15 protein-coding genes and 1 other annotated feature are annotated in these 16,924 nt (G+C 45.4%); of the genes, 8 read left to right on the forward strand and 7 right to left on the reverse strand.

Annotated features, from left to right (window positions below):
* Positions 1 to 424: 424 nt before the first annotated feature.
* On the reverse strand, positions 425 to 1,009 hold the full coding sequence (locus Q1A08_RS00005; RefSeq protein WP_299767845.1) for an NAD(P)H-dependent oxidoreductase: 585 nt from the start codon (positions 1,007 to 1,009) through the stop codon (positions 425 to 427).
* 138 nt (positions 1,010 to 1,147) lie between these two features.
* Here Q1A08_RS00005 and Q1A08_RS00010 point away from each other — a divergent pair, with 138 nt between their 5' ends.
* Both Q1A08_RS00010 and Q1A08_RS00015 read left to right on the forward strand, forming a co-directional pair.
* Complete coding sequence (locus tag Q1A08_RS00010) at positions 1,148 to 2,053, forward strand: LysR family transcriptional regulator (protein ID WP_299767848.1); 906 nt, start codon at positions 1,148 to 1,150, stop codon at positions 2,051 to 2,053.
* A 75-nt stretch (positions 2,054 to 2,128) separates the two neighbouring features.
* Positions 2,129 to 2,695 (forward strand): VF530 family DNA-binding protein, encoded by a 567-nt coding sequence (locus tag Q1A08_RS00015; protein ID WP_299767851.1) that lies wholly within the window; start codon positions 2,129 to 2,131, stop codon positions 2,693 to 2,695.
* A 13-nt stretch (positions 2,696 to 2,708) separates the two neighbouring features.
* Here the strand turns inward: Q1A08_RS00015 and Q1A08_RS00020 are convergent, their stop codons facing one another.
* The 4 genes from Q1A08_RS00020 to Q1A08_RS00035 form a co-directional block, all read right to left on the reverse strand.
* A complete protein-coding gene (locus Q1A08_RS00020; protein WP_299767874.1) occupies positions 2,709 to 3,767 on the reverse strand; it encodes an AraC family transcriptional regulator in 1,059 nt (352 codons plus the stop codon).
* 17 nt (positions 3,768 to 3,784) lie between these two features.
* A complete protein-coding gene (locus Q1A08_RS00025) occupies positions 3,785 to 5,581 on the reverse strand; it encodes an alkyl sulfatase dimerization domain-containing protein (RefSeq protein WP_299767877.1) in 1,797 nt (598 codons plus the stop codon).
* A gap of 172 nt (positions 5,582 to 5,753) precedes the next feature.
* Positions 5,754 to 6,884 carry an NADPH:quinone oxidoreductase family protein gene (locus tag Q1A08_RS00030; RefSeq protein ID WP_299767879.1) on the reverse strand — a complete coding sequence of 377 codons (1,131 nt, stop codon included), beginning with the start codon at positions 6,882 to 6,884 and terminating at the stop codon, positions 5,754 to 5,756.
* Positions 6,885 to 7,038: 154 nt separating this feature from the next.
* Complete coding sequence (locus tag Q1A08_RS00035) at positions 7,039 to 7,677, reverse strand: PepSY domain-containing protein (protein WP_363323481.1); 639 nt, start codon at positions 7,675 to 7,677, stop codon at positions 7,039 to 7,041.
* A gap of 174 nt (positions 7,678 to 7,851) precedes the next feature.
* Here Q1A08_RS00035 and Q1A08_RS00040 point away from each other — a divergent pair, with 174 nt between their 5' ends.
* The 4 genes from Q1A08_RS00040 to Q1A08_RS00055 all read left to right on the forward strand — a co-directional run bounded on the left by Q1A08_RS00040 (position 7,852) and on the right by Q1A08_RS00055 (position 10,772).
* Positions 7,852 to 8,280: a globin domain-containing protein gene (locus Q1A08_RS00040; RefSeq protein ID WP_299767882.1), complete on the forward strand. Its 429-nt coding sequence runs from the start codon at positions 7,852 to 7,854 to the stop codon at positions 8,278 to 8,280.
* Positions 8,281 to 8,427: 147 nt separating this feature from the next.
* On the forward strand, positions 8,428 to 9,093 hold the full coding sequence (arsH, locus tag Q1A08_RS00045; protein ID WP_299769889.1) for an arsenical resistance protein ArsH: 666 nt from the start codon (positions 8,428 to 8,430) through the stop codon (positions 9,091 to 9,093).
* A gap of 98 nt (positions 9,094 to 9,191) precedes the next feature.
* Positions 9,192 to 9,309 (forward strand) — a sequence feature (His leader region).
* Between the two features lie 57 nt (positions 9,310 to 9,366).
* Positions 9,367 to 10,575: an RtcB family protein gene (locus Q1A08_RS00050; RefSeq protein WP_299767885.1), complete on the forward strand. Its 1,209-nt coding sequence runs from the start codon at positions 9,367 to 9,369 to the stop codon at positions 10,573 to 10,575.
* 29 nt (positions 10,576 to 10,604) lie between these two features.
* The gene (locus Q1A08_RS00055; RefSeq protein ID WP_299767888.1) at positions 10,605 to 10,772 is read left to right on the forward strand and encodes a hypothetical protein; all 168 of its coding nucleotides are present in this window, start codon (positions 10,605 to 10,607) and stop codon (positions 10,770 to 10,772) included.
* A gap of 2 nt (positions 10,773 to 10,774) precedes the next feature.
* Here Q1A08_RS00055 and Q1A08_RS00060 read toward each other — a convergent pair whose 3' ends face one another.
* Both Q1A08_RS00060 and Q1A08_RS00065 read right to left on the reverse strand, forming a co-directional pair.
* Positions 10,775 to 11,995: an alginate export family protein gene (locus Q1A08_RS00060; protein ID WP_299767890.1), complete on the reverse strand. Its 1,221-nt coding sequence runs from the start codon at positions 11,993 to 11,995 to the stop codon at positions 10,775 to 10,777.
* Positions 11,996 to 12,129: 134 nt separating this feature from the next.
* Positions 12,130 to 13,380, reverse strand: a complete 1,251-nt coding sequence (locus Q1A08_RS00065; RefSeq protein WP_299767892.1) for an MFS transporter — start codon at positions 13,378 to 13,380, stop codon at positions 12,130 to 12,132.
* A 315-nt stretch (positions 13,381 to 13,695) separates the two neighbouring features.
* On the opposite strand from Q1A08_RS00065, the gene Q1A08_RS00070 reads away from it, so the two are divergent.
* Together Q1A08_RS00070 and Q1A08_RS00075 are read left to right on the forward strand one after the other, a co-directional pair.
* Positions 13,696 to 15,171: a NarK family nitrate/nitrite MFS transporter gene (locus Q1A08_RS00070; protein ID WP_299767895.1), complete on the forward strand. Its 1,476-nt coding sequence runs from the start codon at positions 13,696 to 13,698 to the stop codon at positions 15,169 to 15,171.
* 8 nt (positions 15,172 to 15,179) lie between these two features.
* The gene (locus Q1A08_RS00075; protein ID WP_299767898.1) at positions 15,180 to 16,922 is read left to right on the forward strand and encodes a bifunctional protein-serine/threonine kinase/phosphatase; all 1,743 of its coding nucleotides are present in this window, start codon (positions 15,180 to 15,182) and stop codon (positions 16,920 to 16,922) included.
* Positions 16,923 to 16,924 lie beyond the last annotated feature (2 nt).

A 16,924-nucleotide genomic window follows, 5' to 3' on the forward strand; every position in this document is an offset into this window, starting at 1 on the left:
GCATCAGCATCTCGGCTTCGAACTGGGGTCAGAACCCATGGGTTCTGACCCCGTTGTCGAAGCCGTGATGTTTGGGGTGTTGCGGGTTTTAGGGTGTTGAAGGTTAGCTTATCAAGCTGGCAGTTAGATGAGGTGGATTGAGTGGGCCTTGTGGGTATTCACGTGGCTAAGAGAGTGCATCAGCATCTCGGCTTCGAACTGGGGTCAGAACCCATGGGTTCTGACCCCGTTGTCGAAGCCGTGATGTTTGGGGAGTTACTGGGTTTTAAGATGTTGTGGGTTTGATTATCAAGCCGACAGTTAGGTGAGGTGGTTTGGGTTGGCCTTGTCGGTTTCTACGTGGCTAAGAGAGTGCATCAGCATCTCGGCTTTGATCTGGGATCAGAACCCACGGGTTCTGACCCCGCTGTCGGAGCCGTGGTGCTTAGGCGCTGGCTCGGGCTTCTTCTTTATCGTTTAATAGCGCTTGTGTTAAATGCTGGCGCCATTGCTGCTGGATGTATTCGGGCTCTGGTTTACCCACCACATCATGGGCGGTAAAACTGGGTAGTGGCTTCATGCCGACATATTGCTGGGCCTTGTGCATTCCCACCAATACCTCATCAGTGCTTTGCCCTTCAAAGAACTCATCGGGTTTAGAGAAAGCAATCCTTGGAGCATTCCAAGTAGTGGATAGCATATAGTGCCTGCCTTGCATCAGGCCGCCTTCACCGTAGCGTTCGCTACCACCAAAGAAGACACCCATTTCATAAACTTCATCTAAATAGCGCTTGAAGTCACTGGGCAGGCTAAACCAAAACACCGGGTACTGAAAAATCACAATATCCGCTTGAGCAAACTTCTCCTGCTCTTGGCGAATATCATAGCCTTGGCTCACTTGCGTGCTAAGAATATTAAAATGCGGCGACAGCAACTCAATTGCTTGATCAAATAGGGTTTTGTTTAGCTGGCCTTCGGCAACTCCTTGGCTTTGGGCTCCATTAATCAATAATACGGTTTCATGTTTCATAAGATCCTTCCTGTGTTGTATGAGTGGAATGGCAGCCATTCTATGGGAAGGCTATATTTTCGATAATGGGCAAATATGGAAATTATTATTCCGTATATGCAATAATCAAGATTGATTTGAGCAGAGAGAATGTGACTAATGCATGATCTAAACGCATTGAGAGCCTTTATAGCCGTTGTCGAGCAGGGCAGTTTTAGCGCCGCCGCCGAGCACTTGTCTTGTGCCAACTCCTCTATATCGCGTCAGGTAAGTCAATTGGAACAGCAGCTCGGCGAAGCCTTGCTGGTGCGCAGCACACGTGTGGTGCGTACCACGGATGCTGGTTCAGAGCTGTTTACCCGCGTACGAGATCTATTGCCGCAGTTGGATGCGGCCTGCAGTAGCCTGCCAAGCCATGCAGGGCAGCCCTCGGGGCGCTTGCGGGTGAGCGTGCCTTGGTGGTTCAGTGATAGTCATATAGGGCCGGCACTTAGCCACTTTCATCAGCGCTTCCCTGATATTCAGTTAGAGCTGATCGCCAATGATAGCTTGGTGGACATATTGGCCGATGGCTTTGATGTGGTGATTCGCTTAAGCATACTGAACGATTCGGAGTTGATAGCAAGGCCTTTGGGCGCACACACCTTTGTATTGGCGGCCAGCCCAGATTATCTAGCTCGGCACCCGAAGATTGAAAAGCCTGAAGATCTTAAACAACATCAGCTGATGACCTATGCCTTCCCAAATCGCTCTGCTGCATGGTTATTGCGCAAGGGAGATGAGCAGATTCGCATTAATGCTGAACACAGCTGGCTTCGCAGTAATAATGCTAAGATGCTATATCAATGTGCCATCGATAGTGGTGGAATCATTATCCAGCCGACTTGGGGTGTGAATGAAGCGCTGGAGGCTGGGAGTCTACTGCCAGTATTAGAGGGCTATGAAGTGACCCCAAGCAACTTTAACAGTGGTGTTTATGCGATATATTCAAAACACCAGCGTAATTCGCCCAAGATTAAAGCGTTTATTGAGTTTTTGGAGTCGAGCTGGAGTATTCCGCAGTAAGGCCTTGGCAATTAGCCACTGTTAAGGGCTTACATTTGTGTATAATCGCGGCCCCTACACTATTCGGAGCTTACTGTGAACGACGAGATTAACTATAAGAACAACCCATTAAATGGGGTTGGCCTTAAGCAAATGCTAACGGAAATTGTCGATCACTATGGTTTCGAAATCCTCTATGCTTATTTGAATATCAACTGTTTTAAGAATAATCCCAGCCTTGAATCGGCCGTAAAATTCCTAAAGAAAACCCAGTGGGCTCGAGAAAAAGTCGAAGCATTTTATATGTACGAATATAAGAGCTTACCACGTGCATCGGCGGATCAATTCGAGTTGCCACCGCGCGACAGAATTGTTCCTGATGGTGATGTTCCTGGCGAACCGGCCGAGCTAAGTATTGAAGATGCCGAAGAGCGTAGAGAAACTAAAGCGAGAAAAGCGGCCGAGTGGGACGCCCAGCGTCGTAGCTCTAGAAGCGACAATCAACGACGTCGCTCCAGTTCGCCTTGGGGTGGCAGTAGTAGCGATAGAAGCGACCGCAGAGATAACAACGATGAGCGAGGCAGCTGGGGGCGGGCTGAGAAAAAAAGCAAAACTAGCAGCCGGGGCGGTAAACCAGATCCTTGGGGCAACTTCAAAAAGTAGCCATTTTAATTCGCTATTCTGACGAGGCTATTTTTCTGTATTGCAGTCGGTATTCGCTGGGGGTGCACCGCTGCCAGCGCTTAAACATGCTGACAAAATTGCGGGTTTCACTAAAGCCGCAGAGCTCGGCTATTTCACTTATGGGCAATTCCGAAGATCGTAAGTAGTCGCTCGCAATATCCTGCTTGGCCTCTTGTAATAGGCTTTGATAGTTGCTGTTTTTATCGTTTAAGCGGCGGCGTAAGGTTCTTGTGCTGAGCTCGAGCTTTTCAGCAAGCTGTTCAAGACTGGGGAAGTGCCCGGGACGAGCCTTTAAGGCAAGAGTCACTTGTTCGATTATGCAAGGTTCTTTTTGCAGGGCGGATTTTAGTTTGATGCATTGCTGCTCTAGATTATCCACCATGCGCTGGTCGTAATTGGGCAGGGTTACATCAAAAGCGCTCATGGGAAAACGAATGATCGATTGCCGGCCGCTGTAAATAATCTCACCTTTAAAAATTCTATCATGTATAGATAGTTCATTGTCCTTAGCGGCTGGTAGCTGTAATAAATCAGCTTGTAAATTTTCGTCCAATCTTGCGGCCTGATGCAGATGCATGCTGAGCATCATGTCAATTAAAAAGCGCTCAAGCTTTCCTGCTCCTTCCTTGGAAAGACATTTTTTAAATGCTTCTGGAATCTGGGCCTTGTATTTAAGCGATAGCGACTTTGCTTTTACGAGCATATCCCACTGCAAAAGCGGCATAAACATAGGCATATATTTTTGGCCTAATGCCATGATGTGCCGCAGGGTTTTTGATGCAAGCTGAGCATGACCAAGTGCGCTTTTATCGGCAAGGCCAATAGCTTGCCCAACGTCAAATGCGAGCTCTTCAGGCACCTCCAAAGTGGCTGCATGGCTAAAACAAATCGCCAACTGCTGATGCGTGATAATTTGGTAGGGCTCTTGCAGTACTGAGCAATCTAAATTTGCGGCTTCAAGCACAGAGCTAGAATCAAGATTATGCGCCTCCAATACCCTAATTAAAGGGCGTAAAAAGTGCGCATAACATTGTGTTTTTATTTCAGCCATGGGGCTTATTGTAGGGCTTATCCTGCTGAGAAATCAAAAGAGGCTAGGAAGTCTTTGAAAACCTCGGGATTGCCTGTAATTTTCACCTTGCCAGCTGTTATCTCTTTTGACCAGCTGCCTTGTAAGGCTAGCAGCCTCTCCAGGGTCGCTCGATCAATGGTCACCGTGACATCGCTGTCTTTCACACTTCGATCAGCGTACTGAAAAACACCGTGGCGAACAGTTATAAAGTGTTTGTCTGTGCTCTTATCTGCATCGCGGATATTCATTGCAACAGTGATATTTTTATCGAGGCTTAAGGTCGGATTTAGCTGTGGCCCAAGTAACCTTAACAACTCTTTTGCGGCTAAAGGCTTAAGTGGAGCGGTGCTGCGTGGTCGGTTGCGTACTTGTTCAGAGCCAATGCCCAATTGCAATGCCATTGCATCACTCAACATATAGTGACGTTGATTTCCACTCGCTGAGTTGTAGGCCATAGCTTTTAAGGATGCGATCTTCAGCGCTTTAGCTGTTTGGACGTGGCGCTTAGTCTGCAACAGATAATTAGCGAGCTGTGCAGACCATTGATAGTCTTTGTCTTTAAATGCTTTGTTGGCTTTATTTAAGAGTTTATTACTGCCGCCGGCTAGCTGAATAATGCGTTTGGCTTCTTCAGCTTTTTCTAAAGGGTTGAGATCCACCGAGTCACCGCTAAACCAGCCACCATAGCGGGAATACAAGCCACGGACTATCCAAGCTACACGATGATAGCTTTCGCTTAGTAAGGCGTGCTCGCTAAGATGCTTCGGAAGTTTTACAAATTCAGCCGCCTCCCTTGGCCCTAAGTTCATATTCAACGCGCGAATCGTTTGATCATATATAAATTGGGCCGCATCACGCTGGACCAAAAGGGCGTCCATGGCCTTGCTATTGCCAGCAATCGGTAATGAGTGCCCAGCAACTAAATGCTCTATAGGCTTACTCATCATAAATTCCATGGCATCAATAAACCCCAGTGGTGAGCGATCGGGTTCATTTCGTGGTGTTGATAGAATGGGGAGAGTGCTGGCCGCCACATCGGCCGCGTGCATCACTTTATCTTCGGGTAACCAAATAAACAGTTGGTCGATAGTTTCTGATGGGATGGGGGTGAGTTCTATGGGCACGCCGGCAATATTAATCTGCGCTGCTTGCTGAATTTCTTTTGTAGGCGGCACAAAATCAATGTGAACATCCTTGATTTGCATTTTACCCACGCCAATATTTACGCGGCCGTGTTCTCCGTCAGGCAATAAAGCACCCAGCTGTGCAGCGGCTCGCATGGTGACATGGGCTGATAACGCAGTATTAAAATGCTTTTGCTGGGCTTGCCAGCTGCCAGCGGCATAAATATCAACCGGGATGTTTTTTCGTTCATTAACAAATATCTTGGCGCCGCCAAGGTGATCACCATGCCCGTGGGTATAGATCAGTGCAACGATCGGTTTTTGGCTGATTTGACGATAATCATTCAAAGCGCGTTGAGCCGCAGCTGCCGACCAGCCAGAATCGATCACAATTATGCCTTCATCACCCTCGATAAAAAATATATTGGAGAAGTCATAAGCAAAAGCTTGATGGATGCGATCGTTAATTTTAATGAGTTGTGGTTGATCAGCTTTTTTACCACGCTCGATAAGATTGGGGTGTACAGAAGGCGTTACAGGGTATAAAGAAGAGTCTTGTAGTTTTGATTTTTTTAAAGCCGAAGGCGATGTTGTGGCAGCGGAAGCCACAGCCATTAGAGACATTAAAAGAAAAGTGAAGCAGCGTAAAAACAGAGTATTGATGTTCATATCGAGCCCTTTTTTCTTTGATTATAAATAGCCAAGGAATAATGGGATATCTTTTAGGTGGCCATAAAATACGTATATCAGGCCAGGCAGGATGAGGCTTTGTATTACCGTTATAAGTGAGTAGGGGGGAGAATGGCACTCCAGAGGCTGGCCTACTGGAGTGCTAAATTAGTTATAACTCAGGGAGATTTATGGCGCAGCCACCGATGACATCACCATTCCATTTGGCGAGCAGAGCTTCACGCACCTGGTCCAAGCTAAACTGGTGTGAAATAAAGGGTTTGATTTTACCTTCGCTCACCCATTGCATAATCTGATTAAAACGCGGGGCTCGGCTACTAGGATCAAACTGTGTTGAGATAACAGTTGGGCAACCCAGTACCTGCAAGCTTTTCATCATGATCAAATTGGTGGGCAGCATATTGGCATTACTTTCACCTTTTTCACCCTTGGCAACAAAGGGCGTTGCAGCCCAGCCGACCACTAGAAAGCGCGCATTAAATTTTACGCAGCGCATGCTCTCCAATGATATAGCACCGCCAACGCCATCATAGACAACATCTACACCTTTGCCATCAGTAAGGGCCTTAACCTCGTCGCGAAAGCGGGTAACTCCCTTAGGGTGATTTGGGTCTTTACAGTTGATAATGTGATCGGCGCCTTGCTCTTGGACGACTTTAAGTTTGGCGTCCGAACGGCCAGTAGCGATAACAGTGGCACCCAATAACTTGGCTATATGGACAGCAGCCATACCCGTTGCGCCCGAAGCGCCGTGAATTAACACAGTCTCACCGGCCTTAAGTTGGCCGCGTGTCACTAGGCAGTGATAGGCGGTTTCATAGCTGCCAAGTAGATTACAGGCTTCTGCAAAGCCAAAGTCGGCGGGGATTTTATGGGAGGCCCTTGCAGGTGCTACAGCATAAGAGGCAAAGCCACCATATTGCTGATAGTTACCCGCTGAGCGAGGCCCCGCCTGAAAACCATCAACTAATACTCTATCGCCAACGGCTACTTGCTTAGAATCAACGTCAGCACCTACCCAAACCACAATACCGCTGTACTCAAGGCCCGGACTATAAGGTGGTGGCGGCGTATGTTGGTATAAGCCGCTGGTCATTAAAAGATCAACCCAGCCCACCGCAGCGCTCTTTACCTGCACAATAATATCTTGGGCCTGTAAGCTGCTAGTATCAGGAACCGCTTGGTCTTCAAGCGCTATATGCTCATTCACCGCTTTTACTGGATCTTCAGCAAACTCTGAAACGAGTGCGCGCCTGCCTGTGGGCAATGTATTTACGTTCATTGGCTTGCCTTCTCTCGACTAAATAAACTGTTTAAAACTAAATTGCTAAGGCCAAATAGTAACGGCTAGCGTTGAGAAGGGCTTTCTCTCTGGCGCCAATGGCATTTCAATTGGCGCCATATAGGAGATTTAAAATGGGTAATGAGGCCGTGTTTTAGCTAATCAGATAGGCTAAAAGTAGAATTAAGCTGCTAGAGGCAATTCCAACTGTTGCCATGGTTTTATAACGTGGGCTGGACAGCAACAAAAGCAAGCCGCTGATGGCACTAAATAGCAGGCAAAGCCCAAAGATAATCCCCAAGGTTTTAAATATAGGGCCGGCTAAGCCAAAATGGATATAGAGAATTTTCTTCCAAAGGCCATGACGATTAAACTCAATAGTAAATGGTTCATTGGGTTTATTGGTTTTGCTCAGTGCGGTGCTGTAATGATAAGCAAACCAGCTATGGCGACTGGCACTGCTAAAGTAATTATCGGGTAGGCTTGTGACCTCGATGGTGGAATCTTTTTCATGTAATTGCTGTAGTACAAAAGTTTGCGCGCTTGCCTGATCTTCAGGCCAAGCTTCGCCAGTAATCGAAAAATGCAATACTTCACTGTTGTTACCTTTAACGTCTAGCAAGTAGAGAGTGCCGGTGATAGAAAACAACACAATAAATGGCAAGAAAAAACAGCCGATATAGGCGTGCCATTGCATCCAGCTTTGCCGCAGCTTGGGAGTTATTTTCATTCTATACCTATTGTTTGGAGAAACGGCGCATTCTAGCGGTTTATGAATAAGAATACCTATGATTTTGTGTTAAAACCTAGATTCACCTGTGGGGGGAGAAACTGCATATGCAACCTCGTTCAAGCGCTAAGATACCCTTGCTTAAGTGGTGACTGATTGGGTTTTACGACGTTGACAAACGCCGTTTTCGGGCTAACTTTATGGGTATAGCTATGTGCATAGCATTCTAGGAGGAAGATGCCGCTTATGGTGGATGCGAGCTACGATGAGACTCCAAAATCCCGTTTTTTGGCCAGCTTAGAGCGCTGCTCTGCGCAAGACGAATTTGTCCCATCTTTCTATCGTCGATTTATGTCGGCCTCTCCAGATATAGAGCGTCGTTTTCGCTATACCAGTTTCGAGAAACAAAACAGGATGCTACTGCGCTCATTGCAGCTTTCCGCACATGCCATTGATGGCGACCCAGAAGCCTTGGCTGAACTAAAATTGCGCTCAGAAACACATGATCGTCATCATCTCAATATAAAACCAGAGCTCTATAATTTATGGCTTGATTCGCTGGTACTTAGCGCGGCAGAATTTGATGAACATTGGTCTGCAGAAGTCGACGAGGCTTGGCGAACGGTCCTTGGGTTCGTTATCCGCCGGATGATATCCAGTTATTAGTACTACAATAGCAAGGACTATCGGCTTGGTTTCTTAGGGGGTCTTAGGAAAATCTATAGTACTTAACAAAATATTACTTGAGTAGAATAAGGTATTCAATATATGGTAAAGCATATATATGAAGTGGCGTATTAATTGGTGGTTATGATGCGAAATCTAGAGAATATCCAAAAGCAGGCGTTTAAGACGCCAAGCGTCGATAGTATGGCGGAAAAGCCGAAAATACTTTTGTTGTATGGCTCATTGAGGGACCGATCCTTCAGTCGAATGGTGGCGGAAGAGAGCGCTCGGATACTAGAGTCTCTCGGGGCGGAAACAAAAATTTTTAACCCTGAAGGTCTCCCTTTGGCTGATTCGGCCGATGTATCGCACCCAAAAGTCAAAGAGTTGCTTTCGTTAATGGAATGGTCGGAAGGGCAGGTTTGGTGTTCGCCTGAACGTCATGGTTCTATGAGTGCTGTATTTAAAAACCAAATCGACTGGGTGCCGTTAAAAATAGGTGCGGTGCGTCCTACCCAGGGTAAGACACTTGCTGTAATGCAAGTGGAAGGTGGCTCACAATCCTTTAACGCGGTGAACCAATTACGTGTTTTAGGCAGGTGGATGCGTATGATCACCATTCCAAATCAATCTTCTGTTGCTAAAGTCTGGCAAGAGTTTGATGCAGATAATCGTATGAAACCTTCCGCTTTCTACGATCGAATTGTTGATGTAATGGAAGAGCTTGTTAAGTTTACCTATTTAAGTCGTGAGCAAAAAGACTATCTTGTAGACCGTTACTCTGAAAGAAAGCAGTCTGCCGCAAGAGATTAATAAAAAATAGTTGACTTTAAACTATTTGTTACTATTATTGCCGCCTGAAATTCATTCACAAATTTACTGAGGAGCACTCAAATGAAACAAGGAACATTACAACTTAATAAACAAAAATAATCTTTTGAGTGCTTTTGCTTGGAAGGTTATTAATACCTTCCAATGCGGATCTTTCTTTTAAAAGCCCCGGTTGGAAACAATCGGGGCTTTTTTATTGGCTCCTAAGGAAGGAAACAAAAACTTATGCCTCAAATAAAGAGGTAGGGAACTATTATGCCTGTAAAAATGGAATTAAATGCTGGCGCTAAAAATGGATATAAGCCAGTAAAAATTTATACTCGAGACGTTGAGCAAAGTGCGCTTAGCCAGTTGAAGAATTTGTCGCAGCTGCCTTTTATTCATTCTCATATCGCAGCAATGCCAGATGTGCATATGGGAATTGGCGCCACTGTTGGCTCAGTTATTCCCACCAAATCGGCCATTATTCCGGCTGCAGTCGGTGTGGATATTGGTTGTGGTATGGTGGCGGCAAAGCTAAGTCTTAAAGCGTCGCAGCTGCCAGATAACTTAAAGGAAATGCGCAGTGAGATAGAGCGGGCGGTACCGGTAGGTGCTGCGGCCCACAAGATGATCTCGGCTCGCACTTCGGCTTGCAAGGTGTTGGAACCTGGTATTTTGCGTCTTTTTGAAAAGCATCCGGTGCTATTAAAAATGTTTCGCCAGCCACAGCAAACCTGGGTAAAGCAATTAGGGACGCTGGGCAGTGGCAATCACTTTATTGAGTTATGTGTCGATGACAGTGACGATGTTTGGATAATGCTGCATTCCGGTAGTCGGGGTGTTGGTAATGCCATCGGTCGTTATTTTATTCAGCTGGCTAAAAAAGACATGCAACGTAACTGGCAAAATATACCGGACAAAGATCTAGCGTATTTTGTAGAGGGCAGTGAACACTTTGCTGATTATTGGGAAGCCGTAGCTTGGGCTCAAGAATATGCTCGCATCAATCGGGAGGAAATGTTTAATCTTGTCGTTCGTGCGATTAAACCCCTGTTACCTGACTTTAGCTTGGAGGCCAAGGCTATTAATTGCCACCATAACTACGTTAGCCTCGAAAGCCACTATGGTGAGGATGTCTATGTTACTCGCAAAGGCGCTATTCGCGCAGGCGAAGGTGAGCTGGGTATCATCCCGGGTAGCATGGGGGCACGCTCTTATATTGTCCGTGGTAAAGGGCAAGAGGAATCATTTTGTTCTTGCGCTCATGGTGCAGGTCGCAAGATGAGTCGCACAGAAGCTCGACGTCGCTTTAAGCGCGAAGACCTTTTACAGCAAACTCAAGGTGTGGAGTGCCGTAAAGATAAGGGCGTGATTGATGAGATACCTGGGGCCTATAAAGACATCGATACGGTGATGGAAAACCAAAAGGATTTGGTAGATGTATTGTATGTATTAAAGCAAGTTTTATGCGTTAAAGGTTAGGTTGCTTAGTACATTGAAACGGAGTAGATATGGCAAAGAAAACAGATAAACTGCATCGACGGGGAAACCCGATATCACAAAACCCGCTAATGAAAAAAGGCGGGGTTCATGAGAAAAGCCGCTCGGCAAAGCGGCAACAAGCGAAGCGGGATTTGCGAAAGCAAATCCCGCTTTTCAAGCAGATATTTCTGTTTTGACGCTATAGGGTAAAGAGAAACTGAACCCAGATTTTATTGGTGTCAGTAGCATGGCTATCGGCGTCATAGCTGGCGTACTTAATTAACCCCTTAAGGTGCTTGTTGAACTTATAAGCCGCTGATGCATCCCATTCACTACCGAGATCACTTGAGTTATGCTCTGATTGCAGTTGGTGGTAGGTTATATTGAAAGCTATCCCTGAGAGCTTGCTTCCGAAACCGATATAGCGATCCTCGATACCACCATTTGGCGTACTTAAAAATTTATCTGCAAACCCTTGGAATTTATGTAGTGTTGCAAGAGGCGTATTGAAGGCCTTAACACCATTGTCGCTACCCAGTGTCTCTTGGCCTAGTTTCCACTTTATGTTGCCGATTTTACCGCTTAGGTCTATCAACCAATAATCTGCATCGTAGCTAATAGGGTTGCTAGCAGCGTCTGATTGCTTGGCATAGCTGGCTGTTAGGTTCACCGGGGAGAACTTTCCGGTATATCGCAGTCCGTAAGTATTACTGGATAAGGCTGCAGCCTTATCGAAATCTAGGTAATAGTCAAAAACGGTTACTTTATGGCCCTTGCTCAAATCCAAGTTGACATTGAGTAGATGGCTGCCGCCTTTTAGGTTAGCTTTATCGCCATCGGGACCAAAAATGCGATTTACATTATCTACATAGCTATAGTCGAATTTGGTAGTTTTGCCTTTGTACTTTAATCTTAGTGCGTCATAGGTTTGTTCGTTCTGACGCCAGCCAACCGTACCCACAAAGCGTTGGTCGTCTAATTTAATACCTTGGCGACCAGCGATGGCCGTAAACCCTTTGTGGCTATATTGAATATACGCCTGGTTTAATTCGCTACCCTCTGGGTCTGCCACAACAGGAAACTGACCGTTTCCGTTAGCTGTGCTGTTATAGTCGTCATCCCCAATACTTCTTACATCGTCGAGTTCAATTTTGGCGGAGAAGTTATTTAGCGTTCCAGAAGTCCAGCTTAGTCGAGTGCGAACTGTGTTTGAGTTCGCGTCTTCATTAAAACCATCTTGATCGACACCCTCATAGCGATAGCGAAAGCTGATTTGACTTTTACTGTCATTTACCAGTTTATCGATAGCACTTTCAGCCCCCGTATCAGCTGCTGCTGAATAGTTGGCAAGAACGGCCATTACTGTACCAAATGAAGCGCAGCAAATAGATTTAGCGCTATAGGGAAGGCGAATGCTCATTGAAATATCCTCTCAGGTAATGAATCAATGAGCTTACTCTTGATGGCAGCCCGTCCTTTGATCTAGGTCATATTGCCAATGGCACTACCGATAATGCTTCAATTGCTAACACCTTTTAGGTATTACTCGATCTCTTAATCAAATTCGAGGAAGTTATTTTCTACCGCATTTCGCAATCTTTGACGCTGGCGATCGCTTTTATTGGCAAAGTGCATGCTGATCATACATAAGGCCAGAATTCCGTATAGCAACATAAAGCTAGCGCTATGTATGCCTAACCATTCTTCAGCTAAACCAAAAGTGACTGGAAGAATGCTTCCTCCAAGAGCGCCAAGGGCTGCAACGATACCCGCAGCTTGAGGTAGCTGCTTGGGGTAATAATCGTAAATCAATTTGATAACGCTAGCCCGGCCAAAGCCAATCGCTATTGCAATAACCCAAATTAAGCAGCTAAATGTCCATAAGCCGACTTCAATGTGTAATTCAACATCATGTTCTATGCCGTGGATAGTCATAGTTGTTGGTGGGTAGCAAAGAAAAAACAAGCAAACTAGACATATCCAAAACACGGACCAGTTTATCGTTCGGCCACCGTACTGATCAGAAAGCCAGCCTCCAAAGGCACGCGCTAGACTTGAGCTGCCAACGAATACTAGACAAAAAGCCATGGCTTGATTAGCTTCTAGTTGATAGGCTTTTACATAATAACTGGGCAACCACAATAGTAGCGCTAAAAAGCTACCAAAAACAAAAAAATAGTAAAGACCGAAACGCCAGATTTGTAGTTTCTTGAGTAGGTTTACATTTTGATGGTCAGCTGTAAAACGTTGCAGGCGTGGTGCCTTGGGAGCGAGTAAGGCAAAACAGAAGGCGCTAAGGAAAAGCAAAGCAGCATAGATATATCCGATATTTTTAAATCCCCACAGTTCGATAAAAATAGGAGTCAAGCCAAGGGTTATTAGAGCGCCAGCGTTACCAGCACCAAATACCCCCATTGCTAAGCCTGTTTTCTGTTTTGAAAAATGTTCACGTATATAACTTAGGCCAAATGTAAATGCCATGCCGGATGTGCCTAGGCCAATCCCCACCCAAATATAGTCGGAAAGATCGTTGGCCTGTGGTAGTAATAGCAGGGCTGGTAGGGTGGCAATCATCTGCCAAACAAAGCATCGCCTAGGTGAATAGCGTTGCGCTAGAAAGCCAGCCAGTACATTTAAGACCGCTCCACTAATAACCGGTGAGGCCAGCAATATGCCTAGCTCCGTAGAGCTTATCGCTAAATCAGAGTGCAAGTTTATGCCTAATGCGGCGTAGAGTACCCACACTGAGAAGTTAACAGTAAAGGCGATGAACCCAAACCAAAGGGCGCGGCTTTTAAGTTCCATAGTGATTTTCTCTTTAACGAATAGCTGTATTTAAACAGTTTTTAAAAATTCCTAGCAGGCCTTACTCATTTATATCTATGTGTTTCTCTGGGTGTACCACTAAGTAGGTAGTTTGGGCGAATTTGATAGGCTATGGGCTCAATTTTTAAATTTGAATTTATAACTTTATAGGTATTTTCGCCAAGAAGCTCCGAATCTTGGCCTGCATAAGTTGACCCAAATCAACAGCGCGTGGGCTATAAAGGCACAGACTTCGACACTATCAGTGACAATTTCTGTTTGTCGTTGTTTAACCGCTGCCCTGTTGGAGGAGCTATGTCTAGCGAACATAAGATAAATATTTTTAAACTAAGTGATGCAAAGATAAAAACTTTGCACATTACTTGGTTTGCATTTTTTCTAACCTTTATGGTTTGGTTTAACCATGCCCCTTTATTGGTATTCATGAAAGACGCTTTTGACATGAGTAGCCAGCAAGTAAAGGCGCTAATGATTCTCAATGTTGCGTTAACTATTCCGGCGCGAATTGTTATCGGTATCTTGGTTGATAAACTTGGGCCGCGTAAGGTTTATAGTAGCCTCCTTGTCGTTTCCTCCTTTTTGTGTATCGCCTTCTCCACAGCCAATAGTTATGAGCAGTTAGCATTGATGCGCTTTTTGATGGGCTTTGTCGGCGCTGGCTTTGTGATTGGCATTCGCATGATTGGAGAGTGGTTTCCACATAAGTCTGTGGGTATCGCTGAAGGTATATATGGCGGCTGGGGGAACTTCGGTTCAGCGGCAGCGGCGATGTCTCTGCCAACCCTAGCTTTGTTTTATGGTGGAGAAGATGGTTGGCGTTATGCCCTGGCTACCACTGGTATTATTGCTGGTTTCTACGGGGTATTTTATTACTTTACAGCCCGTAATACCCCCAAAGGTTCTACCTACTTTAAGCCAAAGAAGTCAGGTGGATTAGAAGTGACGAGTAAAGGCGATTTTTACCTCTACTTGTTAATGAATATCCCGATGTATGCCGCCTTAGCGGTGTTGTCATGGAAGTTGTCACCCTCTGGTGTTGCCTTGCTTTCAGAAACCGCAATGTATGCAATTTGGGTTGTGCTAGTGGTTTTATTCATTTATCAAACTATGCAAATCTGGAGGGTGAACAAGGAACACCTCACCGAGGGTGTTCCAGAGTTAGACAAATATAAATTTAAGCAAGTTGCTATTTTGAATTGGTCTTATTTTGTTACATTTGGTTCTGAGTTAGCCGTGGTGTCGATGTTACCTTTGTTTTTCTTAGAAACTTTCGAAGGTTTAGATCCTGTTAAGGCAGGTCTGTTGGCTTCCGGCTTTGCCTTTATGAATTTAGTGGCACGCCCAACGGGTGGCTGGTTCTCAGATAACTTTGGTCGTCGTCGCTCTTTGATGATTCTCATCGGCGGTCTAGCGGTTGGTTATTTTGTGCTGAGCCAAGTGGATTCCGCATGGTGGATTCCGGCTGCTGTTATTGCCACTATGTGTTGCTCTTTCTTTGTGCAAGCTGGTGAAGGCGCTGTTTTTGCGATCGTTCCTTTAATCAAAAGACGTATGACTGGACAGATTGCCGGTATGACGGGGGCTTATGGAAATGTAGGTGCGGTGACTTATTTAACCATACTAAGTTTCGTGGACTATAGTACCTTCTTTATGTTGATTGGTGCTTCCGCTTTAATTGTGTTCTTTATCGCAATGATGTTAGATGAACCTAAAGGAACCATCTCTGAGGTGCTTCCAGATGGTACGGTTCAAATGATTGAAGTAGGTTAATCCATCCTATGGCAGAAACTCTAAAGCTGTCAGCGGCCAGTCTTTGTGAAACTGGCCGCAAGCAACCCAAAATAAATGAGGATTTTGCGGCTATACATATTCCCGAAGATCCTCATTTGCTGCGCTCTAAGGGTATTGTTTTGGCTGTGGCTGATGGAGTTTCTTCGGCTGGCGCTGGTCGAGAGGCCAGTGAACAAGCAGTCAAACGGTTTATTCAGGAGTACTACCAAACTCCAGACACTTGGTCGGTGAGTCATTGCGGGGAGAATATTCTTTCCACAATAAATCTAAGACTCTATCGACGCAGCCATGAATACGGCAGTGAAGGCAAGGGCTATTTAAGCACATTTAGCGCACTGGTTATCAAAGGACAAACAGCTCACTTTTTCCATATCGGTGATAGTCGTATTTACTACCTGTCTGAACAAGACCGCGTCTTGAAGTGTTTATCTCGAGACCATTCCCGTAAGGTAACGGAATCACAGTCTTTCCTTACTCGGGCTATAGGAATGGATAATCACTTGCCCTTAGATTACGGTCAGCAGGCCATTGGCAAGGGCGATCGTTTTCTATTGAGCAGTGATGGGCTTCACGATTTTGTTGCGCACCAGGATCTACAGGCATCTCTGAAAAACAAACCTTGTGACCGATCTCACGTGTGCGCACTGTTTGATCAAGCTCTATCCAACGGCAGTGATGATAACGTGAGCGTTATTGTAGCTGATATTGAGTGCTTGCCCGAATCTCCATTTGAAGATAGCAATGAAAAAAGCAAACGGTTACCTTTCCCTCCAGATTCCCTGGCTAAGGGAGTGCAGTTAGACGGCTATATCATCGAAAAAGAGCTGTTTTCCTCCAGTCGCAGCCAACTTTATCTAGTAAAGGATAAGGAAAGTAAAAACCGCTATGCAATGAAAATTCCTTCTAGAAATTTTGAGGATGACGAAAGCTACATTGAGCGTTTTGTTCAGGAGGAGTGGATTGGTCAGCGTATAAAATCAGATCATGTAGTGAAAGTCATTCGCCCGCAAAGGCAAAAAACAGCGCTTTACTATTTAATGGAGTATATAGAAGGGCAAAGCCTGGACAAATGGATTAACGATCATCAGCCACCTAGCCCTAAAAGGTCCATCGCAATTATTGAGCAGATAGCAAAGGGATTACAGGCATTTCATGACAATGAAGCGATTCATCAAGACCTCAAACCGGCCAACGTTATGATAGATATTGAGGGTAGGGTATTAATCGTGGATTTTGGCTCAGTTTATGTGGCAGGACTTGCGGAGTTACGTTGCCCAGATATTTTTGAGGCGGCTTTAGGTACAGCTAGTTACTCCGACCCTATTTATTTGCTAGGTAGAAACCCCGGGATCGCTGGTGATGTATACTCGCTGGCTACGATTGCGTATGAGATGTTCACTGGCCAATTGCCTTATGGTCCAGCGGTAGATGAATATACTAGCGCTGCACAATACCATCGCTTGAGCTATATCCCCGCCAGTGAACATAACCCTGTGATTCCTATTTGGTTTGATAGGGCTTTGCGAAGAGGGGTGGAGTTTGACTTAGAGGATCGTTATAGGACGGTTAGTGATTTTTATCAGGATCTAAGAAACCCCAATCCAGATTTTCTACGTGAAGACCCACCCAGTCAAAGCAATAGCAGTGGCCTATTATTCTGGAAGCTATTGTCTGGTTTTTGGTTTGGGGTGTTTGTTTTACTTTTGTATCTATTTACGCAAGTCTCCTAGCC

Origin of the sequence: uncultured Pseudoteredinibacter sp., from assembly GCF_947500695.1 — a bacterium.
Lineage (GTDB): Bacteria > Pseudomonadota > Gammaproteobacteria > Pseudomonadales > Cellvibrionaceae > Pseudoteredinibacter.